This window comes from Persicobacter diffluens (assembly GCF_036244895.1).
Lineage (GTDB): Bacteria > Bacteroidota > Bacteroidia > Cytophagales > Cyclobacteriaceae > Persicobacter > Persicobacter diffluens.
In genome coordinates, this window is record NZ_BQKE01000005.1 from 356,964 (window position 1) to 367,924 (window position 10,961).

The window sequence follows — 10,961 nt, forward strand, 5'->3', positions numbered from 1 at the left end:
CCTACTTCAATGGGGTTATCTCTGTTATCGCAAGGCTTTATTCTTGGTTACATTAAATAGTCTCATCCACCTCAAACCAATCCAAATTACGCTCCTGCTCATTGAAGTGCATACCGATCAAAATGATTTTTCGCCCATCATTTAAATAGGGGCTATAGTATTTTTTCTCGTGGATCTGATGGATGGCTTCTCCTTTTTTGTTGTTCTCAGGCTTCGGGGCATTTACCTTGAATTCAACCACATAAATATGGGTGGGTGTTTCCAAGATCATATCAATGCGTCCCTTGGAAGTGGATTCTTCAGTGCGGCATTTTAGCCCAAGTCCTGCCAAAAAGCTGAACATCACCGAAGCATAGTAGCCTTCATATTTTTGGATGTTGCTTTGCACATAGTTGTTGAATGGAATGGCTGAAAACATCGCCCGAACACTTGCCTCAAATTGACTTAGGTCATTTTTGTATAGGCTTCGGATGGCATCATTTCTTTTCAATAGGCGATTGGATTCTACCGTCGTCAGACTCATCAGAAAAAGCATGTTAAGGGTCATCTGAACCTCTCTGTTCGGGGTCGATAGTACATAGCTTTTCCCGCCGTATGGCTCTTGAATGACTTCAGTAATCGTCAGATAACCCGCTTGCCAAAGCAATGAAACCAAATTTAGATTCGATAATGAAAACTGCTTCAGCTCCTGAGATGAAAGCTCCAGATTATCAAGTTCATAAGTTTCATAAACTCCCTTCTCGAACATTTTAATTAAGAAATTAGGCTGTCCTGAGTCCCACCAATAATTGTCAAACGCACCATTTTCACTAAGGAACAACAATATGTCGAAAGGATTGTAAACTGACTCTCCGAGGAAATTATAGCCATTGTACCATGCTTTTACCTCTTCCATATCGAGATGATCGAAGAAGTCCCCAAAACATGAATCCAACTCATTTTGTGTAAAACCGCAGATTGCTCCGTATTGAGGGCTCAGCGTAATGTCTTTAAAATTATTAGCCCCACTGAACAGTCCAACTCCTGTGAATTTGGTAATGCCTGTCATGAAACAAAAACGGGTGTATTGATCCGATGCCTTGATAGCCGAATAGAACCCTCGCAAAACATCCAAAGATTCAGAAGCTAATTGGTCATCATTGGATAGCGTATCTTGCACGGGTTTGTCATATTCATCAATGAGGATGACCACCTTGGTATTGTACTTTTCATACAGCCTTTGAATCAGCTCTGATAGCTGTGGGCCATGGCCTAATTTTTTGAAAGTCTCAAAGGCCAGCTCATGCTTATGGCAGTTGTCAATCAGACTATTGGTTAAATGGTTTTCTAAGTCCTCAACCGATTTGTAATTCACCCCGCTCAAGTCGATCCGAACCACAGGATAACTTTGCGCCCAATCCCATTTGTCATAAATATATAAGCCTTCGAACAGTTCTTGCTTTCCTTCAAAAAGTGCATTCAAGGTTGAACAAAGCATGGATTTTCCGAAACGGCGCGGACGTGACAGGAAGTAATAACCTTTGGGCAAAGCAACCATATTATGGATATGTTGAGTTTTATCAACATAAACATAATTCGCTTCCTTGATGCGGAGGTCTTCAAACGTCTGTATTCCGATCGGTAATGCTTTTCTTTGGTTCATGGGATTATCCAAATTTTGAATTGGTGGTTAAAGATACTGATTTTTTAGGAAAGGGGGGTGAAATGTGGATAAGCTTATTTTGGTGGTTAAACTTGGTTGCACTTTTTATTTCCACCAAAGCGCGTTGAAAAGCACACCATCCGGCTGTAAATTCGAATTATTGGAAGCGATTTCGGATAATTCCTCCTCAATAGCGATGTTATTCTCTCAAAATAATCCGGTATCCTTTCTGCAAGACTTTAAATTTTTGCTGCGAATTATGGCTGTTAATCACGGTCTTGGTCATCGCTGAGCTTTTTGCTTCGCTGCTCAATTGCCTCTAGTTAGCCAGGGTGGATTTCTTTCTCTGCTGATATGAAAAGAGTTAGTCAATGAACAGTGTAATTTTTTCAGAAACCCAGGGGGCTTAGCCCGGATAGGCATGTTGGAATCCTTCTTTAATGTACAAGGATGAGAAATGAAGTATAGTTTTCTATATCTTATTTTTCAAACGAAACAGGTGAATGAGGAGAGCAAGCTTAACCAATTTTGGGCTAATGGAAAATTAGGAAACACAGTATTTACAAATCTAAATAAATAAAGTCACGGAAAGTAACGGGATGTATCTAGCCATGAATAATTCGGCTTAGATCAATTTTGATAGGTAAGTGTAGGGCAAAAGTAACTGGAGTAATCCAATGACTTTCTCAAGGAAGTTGTCTAGACAACTTTTTTGTTGTACATTAGTTTCATCATGGAACAAGCCAAACAATATACAAGTGAGTTAATTACAAAGGACCTGTCTCGGCAGATCACCGAGAAGCAGTTTGAAATCGGTGCGCACTTACCGACGGAAAAGGAGCTGTGTGAACAGTATCAATGCAGCAGGATGACGGTCAGAAGGGCGCTACAAACGCTGACGGATCAGGGCTTGATTGTTCGGCACAGAGGAAAAAGGAGCAAGGTGGTTCGTAATCGAAAAACGGTGGGCTTGCTTTCGCTTCAGGGCTTCAGTGAGTTGTCCAAGAAGTTGAATGTAGATCAATGGACGGACTTGCTTTCAGCGACTCAGTGGGTAGAGATTCCCGCAGATTTGAAAACGCTCTTTGAGGAGGCGAATGAGTTCGATTCGGTCATCGGTGTTTTCCGAAAGCGGGGAATGGATAAGGAAGCGGTCATGATTGAGCATACTTATATTGCTGGCATGGAAATGACCGAGGCAGATATTCCTGATTTTTCAACCACTTCTATTTTCCAGTTTTTGGATCATGCTTGTGGGGTGGAAATCATGAAGGTCAATCAGGCTTTTCAGGCGATTGCTTGTACTGCCGAGATCGCCGCGCACCTTGAGGTTTCGGTCGGTTTTCCCATCCTTCGGGTAGATCGGGTGTTGCACACCAATGACCCCAATGTGGTGCTTTTCTCTACGGTGTATTGTAAAACGGAACATTTTTTAATTTCTGTATAATGATAAAATCTAACCACTATTTGATTGTTGGCGGCAGTACGGGAATGGGATTTTCCGCCGCAGAAGCTCTGGTAAATGCGGGGGCAAAAGTGATGATTATCGGTAGAAATCAGGATACTGTTGAAGCTGCACAGCGTGCACTTGGCGAATCGTGTATGGGGCATGTCGGGGATGCTTGTCAAGCCGAAACGATTGAAGCAGCGATCGAAATAATGCACCATCATTGGGGCAGGATCGACGGGCTGTACCATGTGGCGGGAGGCAGTGGCAGACGCTTCGGTGATGGCCCCTTGCATGAGATGACGCATGAGGGCTGGAACAAGACTTTTGAGCTTAACCTCACCAGCATCATGCTTTCCAATCGGGCGATTATCCGATACTTTTTGAAGCACGGCATTGCAGGCAAAATCCTGAATATGGGTTCAGTACTCGGCTTTTCTCCGAGCCCTGCCTATTTCACCACCCATGCCTATGCGGCGACCAAGTCTGCCATCATCGGTTTCAGTAAAAGTATTGCGGCACATTATGCCAAGGATGGTATTCAGGTCAATGTGATTGCGCCTGCACTGGTGGAAACCCCCATGGCACAGCGTGCAAAGGAGGATGACCAAATTCAAGCTTTCATTAAAACGAAGCAGCCTTTGGACGGTGGAAGAATGGGGATTGACAAGGATTTGAATGATGCCGTAAAGATGTTTCTTTCGACGGACAATAATTTTATGACTGGGCAGGTACTCGCTGTTGATGGCGGATGGTGTTTGTCTGAAGGTCAATATGCATAGATTTTTTGAGGGGTAAGTTTCGAGGGGCAGGCAGATTACTTTTTAACTCTAAATGCGTGCTTATGGAATATTATCATGGAATAGATATTGGTGGAACCTATATCAAATCGGTGGTGCTTGACGGTAACCAACAGGTGGTGCATCAGTCCAAGTATCCTACCAAAGACGACTGGCAATCGGCAATTGAAAAGACTGTTGGGCAGGTTCAACAACGGTTCGGGACTCATGCGCTGGGCATTGCCGCTCCTGGGCTTGTCAATAAAGAAAATGATCAGATTGTCTGCCTGCCTGAGCGGCTCGCAGGAATTATGGGGCTGGATTGGCGTTCCTTTTTGGGCATGGATCAGGTGTTTGTTTTGAATGATGCGCATGCGGCAACGATGGCTGAATATGAGTGTCATTTTCGGGATAAATACGAACACCTTTTATTGCTCACTTTGGGTACGGGTGTTGGTGGGGGCGTGATCATCAACGGGCAGTTGTATCAGGGAGCACAACAGCGGGCGGGTCATTTGGGGCATACCCCCCTGCAGATGAATCTGGGAAAAACCATGACCCAAATGCCAGGTAGTCTGGAATGGCACCTCGGCAATTTTTCAGCTACCGAGCGTAGCGATGGTGTTTTTGCGGATAACCTCAAGATCCTGCAGGCCTATCGATCGGGTCAGCCTTTTGGGCAGTTGCTATGGCTCAAAATGATGGAGGCATTGGCCGTGGGCATAAGCGGCCTGATCAATGCTTTTGCTCCTGAGGCGGTTGTACTCGCAGGCGGTTTGACACTTGCCAAAGCAGACCTTTTTACTCCCCTCAATAACTTCATGACACAATATGAGTGGTGCCCCAATGGGCAATCTACTCCCATCGTACCCGCAGGATTTGATGATTTTGCGGGAGCCATTGGAGCCGCTCTTTTTGCCAATAAACAAATTTGTATTCCAAACTTACCTTAAAGATGAATTATACTGAAAAATACCTTGAGCAAATGGACCGCATCCGTCAGGTGGTGAGCCAACAGTCCGACACGATCAAGGAAGTAGCGGAACTCTTTGCTAAGAGCATCGCGACCGATCACATGGTGCATCTGTTTGGATCGGGTCACTCCCGCATGATGGTGGAAGAAATGTGGCCTCGCTATGGCTCCTTTCCTGGTTTCAACCCCATTGTTGAGCTCTCGCTTTCTTTTCATAACCTCGTCATCGGTGCCAATGGGCAACGACAGGCGATGTTTTTGGAGAATGTTCCTGGATTGGCAGATCGCATTTTGCGGAATTTTGACCTTTCGGATCAGGATGCTGCCCTGGTAGTTTCCTCAAGTGGTTGCAATGTGGCGCCAATTGAGATGGCGGAAGGTTTTAAAAAGAAAGGATTGAAGGTCGTGACTCTGGTTTCTATGGAACATCTTCAAGGTTCAGATTCCAAAGATTCGAGGGGTAAAAAGCTGACGGATTTTGCTGATCTGGTGCTGGACACGGGTGCACCACTCGGAGATGCGATGATCAGAATCGAGGGCATGGATACGCCCGTGGCGCCTGGAAGTACCCTCGGAGGCGTGGCTTTGATCAACTGCATCAAGGCGGAAACCGCGGCACTGTTGCATCAGATGGGGCATACGCCCAAGGTGTTGAGCAGTGGTAAGATTGTCGGGCAGCAACGTGCCACGGAACTTTTTGAATCGGCTTATGATCAGCATGCCCGATTGATTGCCAAGCAATACCAAAATATAGGAGCCGATGAAACCGTTGTATAATATCCATCGCTCATCTGCCAACCGAAAATTCACCGACATCCTCGTCATAGGTAGTGGGTCGGCGGGAGCCGTAGCGTCAATTGCGGCGGCGCAATCCGATTATAAGGTGATGCTTGTCGAGCGGCTGGGCTTTGCGGGGGGAACTTCGACCCAAATGCTGGATACCTTCTATGGTTTTTTTACACCTGGGGAAAGTCCTTGGAAGATTGTCGGAGGCATACCCGACTGGGTGGTTAATCGCCTGATTGAAAGTGGGGATATTTTCCTTCGACCCAACACCTATGGTGCAGGTACGGGAGTCAATTATAATCCTGAACGGCTGAAAAGGGTCTGGGATGAGCTGTTTTTGAGTCATGGGGTGGACGTGATTTATCACAGCACCCTGATTGGCGTTGAGCCTTATGGTGAGCAGCAAAAATGCCTGTTTTTTCATAAGGGAGTGGGTGTTTTTGAGGTGATCTGTAAACGTGTGATTGATGCTTCGGGCGATGCTGATTATTGCCACTGGAAGGGGCATGATTATGAGAAAGCGGGAGAGCAGGAAGTTGCCCAAAGCATGACAACCACTTTTCGAATGGCGAATGTGGACTTGCGGAAGTTTGAAGAAGCGGGTGGCAAGAAAATGCTGAAAGAAAAGATGCACTTGGCAGTGGAAAGCGGAAAACACCCTTTGCCACGAAAAGAAGGTTCTGCACATGAGATGAATGTCATGGGGTGTGTCTCAACCGTTGCAGTTAAGGTCGCAGGGCATGATGCGCTCGATCCGCAAAGTCTGACCCTTGCCGAAATCGAGGGGCGTCGTCAGGCATTTATTTTTGAGGCTTTTTTCCGTGATATGGTCCCTGGCTACGAGCATTCAAAAATCATCGGGCTGTCCACACAGATAGGCGTTCGGGAAACCCGTCGGGTGTATGGAAAATATCGCCTGAGCATGGATGATTTTGATCAAAGAAGGCAATTTGAGGATCAGATTCTGATCTGTGGTGCACCTGTCGAGGACCATCGATCAACCCCCGATGGAGGTTCTGAAACCTTCTGGAAATACATTCCCGATCAGGGGACTTACGGCATTCCCTATGGTTGTATTGTCCCTGAAAAAAGTCAAACCGATTGGGTGGTGGGGCGTTGTTTTTCGGCTACCCATCAGGCACATGCCTCTTGCCGATCCATGGGGCAGACCATGTCGATGGGGCAGGCAGCAGGACTCTCGGCCGTGCTGTCGCTTGAACAGGATTGTGGGGCGTGGGACATCAACCGAGGAACGCTTTGTGATCGCCTGTTGAAGCTTGGGGCAGTCCTTGAAAGCCCCTCTGAGATTGCACAAACCGACCGAAATGCATGGACAAAAAATAAAGTGAGCTATGAAAAATAAAGTAAGAACCATCCTTGGGGATATTCCTAAAGAAGAACTCGGGCTGACCTATTCACATGAGCATATTGTGATTGATGATGGGTACGTAACGGCGGCACATCCTGAGTTTTTGCTTAATGATAAGCAGCGCATTTCGCAGGAATTATCTGCTTTTAAAGCTATGGGAGGACAGACGGTGGTCGACACCATGCCTGCGAATGCAGGGCGCAACCCTGTTTTGTCGGCAGAGATCAGCAAAAAAACAGGAGTAAACATGATCATTCCGACAGGGATACACCTCGAGCAATATTACCCCAAAAATCACTGGCGATATCATATTAATCAAAAAGAATTAACGCAACTGTTTATTGATGATATTGAACTCGGAATTGACGCATTTGACTATGGCAGTCCGATCATCAAACGAACGAACCATAAAGCGGGGCTGATTAAATTGGCTACGGACAATGATGCATTTACAGATCATCAGCAGATGATTTTTCGCGCTGTAGTGGATGCGCACTTGCAGACAGGAGCACCGATTTTGACCCATACCAATTTTGGGAAACAGGCATTTGCACAGGGGAAACGCTTCGCCGAACTTGGTGCCAACCTGCGGCATGTGGTGCTTTCTCATGTGGACAGGAACCTTGATTTGGATGAGCACCGCCGTATTCTTGATCTGGGAGTGAGTTTGGAATATGACAGTTTCTTCAGGTGGAAAGGAGAGGACAATCACTCGGTAGATCAGTTGCTTGCACTCATTGAAAGTTATCCCGAGCAGATTGTTGTGGGGATGGACATGGCAAAAAATGCCTATTGGGAATCTTACGGCGGTACTCCTGGCTTATGCTATTTGTATCCAAAAATAAAGGAGGTGTTGTATGAAAATGGAAAAGAGAAGTATTTGAATAATATTTTTCACCAAACACCTATGGAATTATTTTCTTTCTTTTTATAATTTGTATATAAAAAATAAGGTCAACATCGGTAGGTGAGAACGATTTTATGGATCACTTTTTTTGATTGTCCGGTTCGTTGAGTGCTAAATGTAAGCGTAATTTTTGACCTAAAAAGTCATTGACATCCTGGGAATTTAACCATAATATGTATCGACAAATGATCCTCCTTTAGCTGCAAGGCGTGGCAAATAAAAGAAAAGGTTACCATTTCGAGTTTTTTCCCGCGAAGCAGATGAATGAGAAAAAAGTAAGCTTTCTCAAATTTGGGTTATTGAAAAATCGGAAAATTCAAATGAAAAACAAAGATAATGAGTTGTTTAGGTCGATTTGATGAATCTGGAGGTTAATAAATTGGTTTAGAACTTATTTTAAACGATACCATCCAAAGCAAATTAGAATAATGGGAAGCTGTTTTGGGAAATCCTCTATTGATAGCGAGTTTATTCTCTGAAAATTCTTCCATAACAATTCTATCATCCATGGATTCAAAACTTCCTTACAAATTTTGACTAATAAATATGGTTTTTATTAATTTTAATCTATAGCAGAGAATCGTAATAATCATTTGTATTAATGATTGATTTGGGTTAATGACAGGTAAATTGGGCTAGTGAAAATCCATTAAAATCACTTTTGCCATCTTTATTGGCCGATCTCTTTATGTAACAGCGTGTTTAAAAGGCAAAATTCGCAACGGAAATTTGATTTCTGCAGAAGCGATAAAGGATTATTATAAAAGCATAGCAATGCTATTGTTGAGAAATTATCCAAAATCGCTTCCAATAATTCGAATTTGCAGCCGGATGGTGCGCTTTTAAATACCCTCTAATTGACGGATAAAGGTCACGGCTAATTGAGGCCATTCTCGCAGGCCTTCAAATTTTTTTCCCAGTCCATATCCATGTCCCCCCATTGGAAAAAGATGTAATTCGGTTTTAACTCCTGCGGCTCTGCACGCATTGAAATAAAACATACTGTTTTCACAGGGAACTCCATCATCGTCAATTGAATGCACCAAAAAAGAAGGAGGCGTCAGTCGATCCACATGTCGTTCTGCACTAAAACGCCTACGTAAAGAAGGAGAGGAGATATGCTCTCCTAATAAGGCTTGACGGGAACCCTTGTGTACGAATTCACCCTCAAAGCTGATAACGGGATAGATTAATAAACTGAAATCGGGTCGGCAGGAAAATCGTTCAACGGGATCCTCATCATTAGCCTTCCCTAAATCATATTGTACACTCACACTTGAAGCCAAATGTCCTCCGGCAGAGAAGCCCATAACGCCAATTTTTTGTTGATCGATCCCCCATTGTATTGCATTTTTCCTGACCATTCTTATCGCCCGTTGAGCATCCATTAATGCGGACTCATGACGTACCTTACTTTCATGGCTGGTGGGTAAACGGTATTTCAAAACTATGGCTGCGATACCCTGCTCGTTGAACATTTTGGCTACTTCGGTTCCTTCAAGGTCATAAGCTAAAATCCAATAACCACCCCCGGGGCAGATGACCACTGCTTCCCCTGTTGCGATTTCTGGTGTTGGCAAAAATACTTCAATGGTAGGTCGGGTGACATGAGATATTTTTAGAATATTATCTGAAAAGTCTTGTTTTTCCTCTCTAATATCATGTAGACTGTTTGGGGGCACACCATCATATAATGGGATGATTTGATGACGATCATTATCCTTATTGGCCATGGCAAAAAAAGGGATTAATAAGAAAAAAAGTATTATTTTCATGATTTAAGATTAGTCCAAATTTTGACTCAAAAGATTTACTTTGCTATATATAAATTCACGAATATTATGCGTACTATCCGGTAAATTTTCCGGGTATTGATAAATATACCAATCCACAGTCCAAATAGATGACTCCTGAGGTTTAACCAACTGGTAAGCACCATGCTGTTCAAATTCGATGAAATCCAACTCCGGATTAACAAATAGCTCTACCTCTCCTTGCTCAGGTGCGATTTCTTCCAGGGGAGTGTTGCCAAAATGTTTAATAAGTAGTATTCCTTCATTTAAATACGCAGCCCAACCCTCGCGCGCATCTGCCAGTAATTTAGTTTTTTCAGTATATGGTATGCTTTTATTTGTTGTTTGGATCGGGATATCAAAACAGTATTCTTTTTCATTTATTAATTTAGCTGTGGCATCTCCATGGGTAAAAAATAAAGTCCCCGGAAGTTTTCCATAAGCCGACTGCTCAAAAGGTTTTCCTGCGGGGAATATTAATCTTCCCCCCTTAAATAACCTTGTGACTTCCCAATGTCCAAATTGCTTATGCTGTTGACCAATATTGGTAGCGGTATAAATAAACCGAATTTTATGATCATTGATGATTTGAATTTGCTTATGGAGTTTTAAATCACTTCCCTGAACTGGAACGCTGTGCATTGAAACCTTATCTTCTCCAATTGCGACCCTGTAGGGGTTTTTGTCGATACATGCTGGTGGAGGCCAATGCCAGTCACGTTGAGGACTTGGCCACCAAATAGATCCATAATACTCTTCGTGCTCCTTAGAGGAAAATAATAATGGCCGGTCTTTAAAAAATATTTGGTTTACCCGTCCGCCGAAATTGCCGTCAATTTCGATTCGAATTGTGCCTGATTCAATCACCCTTTTCTTTATGTTATTATTAAAAAATGGAATAATTCCCCACAAAACTAAGAAATATAACATCACCTTCTTTGTTGAATATAAATTTTACTTTTGGGGAAGATCTAAACTTTTCCATTATTCTAAAAAGGGAAGAATAAGTGCACACCTATTGAGGTGATATGTCCCCTTTTTCAGGTAGAAGTGCTGGTAAGAGATTTGGTGATTACATAATAGGGCAATAATTGCCCGAAAACTTCGGGAATCATGCTATTCTTCGCCTGCAGTGCCATTATTACAATTTATTTATCGCAGCTGGTTTATTTGTGCCATTATTTAAATTCTTTCTCCACGTTTGAGCTTGGATAAAATTCTTCTTTTGTTAGCACATGTTTAAAGGTGGATCATCCGTCTGTGAA

The 10,961-nt window shown here is 43.5% G+C and carries 9 protein-coding genes; 6 read left to right on the top strand and 3 right to left on the bottom strand.

Annotated features, from left to right (window positions below; genetic code table 11):
* Positions 1-52: 52 nt before the first annotated feature.
* Positions 53-1,642, bottom strand: coding sequence for an ATP-binding protein (locus AAA970_RS24530; protein WP_338239543.1), 1,590 nt, complete (start codon positions 1,640-1,642; stop codon positions 53-55).
* A 733-nt stretch (positions 1,643-2,375) separates the two neighbouring features.
* On the opposite strand from AAA970_RS24530, the gene AAA970_RS24535 reads away from it, so the two are divergent.
* The 6 genes from AAA970_RS24535 to AAA970_RS24560 all read left to right on the top strand — a co-directional run bounded on the left by AAA970_RS24535 (position 2,376) and on the right by AAA970_RS24560 (position 7,930).
* Positions 2,376-3,089: a GntR family transcriptional regulator gene (locus tag AAA970_RS24535; RefSeq protein ID WP_338239544.1), complete on the top strand. Its 714-nt coding sequence runs from the start codon at positions 2,376-2,378 to the stop codon at positions 3,087-3,089.
* The gene (locus AAA970_RS24540; RefSeq protein WP_338239545.1) at positions 3,089-3,871 is read left to right on the top strand and encodes an SDR family NAD(P)-dependent oxidoreductase; all 783 of its coding nucleotides are present in this window, start codon (positions 3,089-3,091) and stop codon (positions 3,869-3,871) included. Before AAA970_RS24535 ends, AAA970_RS24540 begins: the two co-directional genes overlap by 1 nt.
* A 62-nt stretch (positions 3,872-3,933) precedes the next feature.
* Positions 3,934-4,821: an ROK family protein gene (locus AAA970_RS24545; protein ID WP_338239546.1), complete on the top strand. Its 888-nt coding sequence runs from the start codon at positions 3,934-3,936 to the stop codon at positions 4,819-4,821.
* A gap of 2 nt (positions 4,822-4,823) precedes the next feature.
* Positions 4,824-5,618 carry a sugar isomerase domain-containing protein gene (locus AAA970_RS24550; protein ID WP_338239547.1) on the top strand — a complete coding sequence of 265 codons (795 nt, stop codon included), beginning with the start codon at positions 4,824-4,826 and terminating at the stop codon, positions 5,616-5,618.
* Entirely contained in the window at positions 5,602-6,990 is a 1,389-nt protein-coding gene (locus tag AAA970_RS24555) for an FAD-dependent oxidoreductase (RefSeq protein ID WP_338239548.1), read from the top strand. Before AAA970_RS24550 ends, AAA970_RS24555 begins: the two co-directional genes overlap by 17 nt.
* The gene (locus AAA970_RS24560) at positions 6,980-7,930 is read left to right on the top strand and encodes a phosphotriesterase family protein (RefSeq protein WP_338239549.1); all 951 of its coding nucleotides are present in this window, start codon (positions 6,980-6,982) and stop codon (positions 7,928-7,930) included. Before AAA970_RS24555 ends, AAA970_RS24560 begins: the two co-directional genes overlap by 11 nt.
* 815 nt (positions 7,931-8,745) lie before the next feature.
* Here AAA970_RS24560 and AAA970_RS24565 read toward each other — a convergent pair.
* Positions 8,746-9,678: an alpha/beta hydrolase gene (locus AAA970_RS24565; RefSeq protein ID WP_338239550.1), complete on the bottom strand. Its 933-nt coding sequence runs from the start codon at positions 9,676-9,678 to the stop codon at positions 8,746-8,748.
* 9 nt (positions 9,679-9,687) lie between these two features.
* A complete protein-coding gene (locus AAA970_RS24570) occupies positions 9,688-10,608 on the bottom strand; it encodes a DUF4380 domain-containing protein (protein ID WP_338239551.1) in 921 nt (306 codons plus the stop codon).
* Positions 10,609-10,961: the final 353 nt, after the last annotated feature.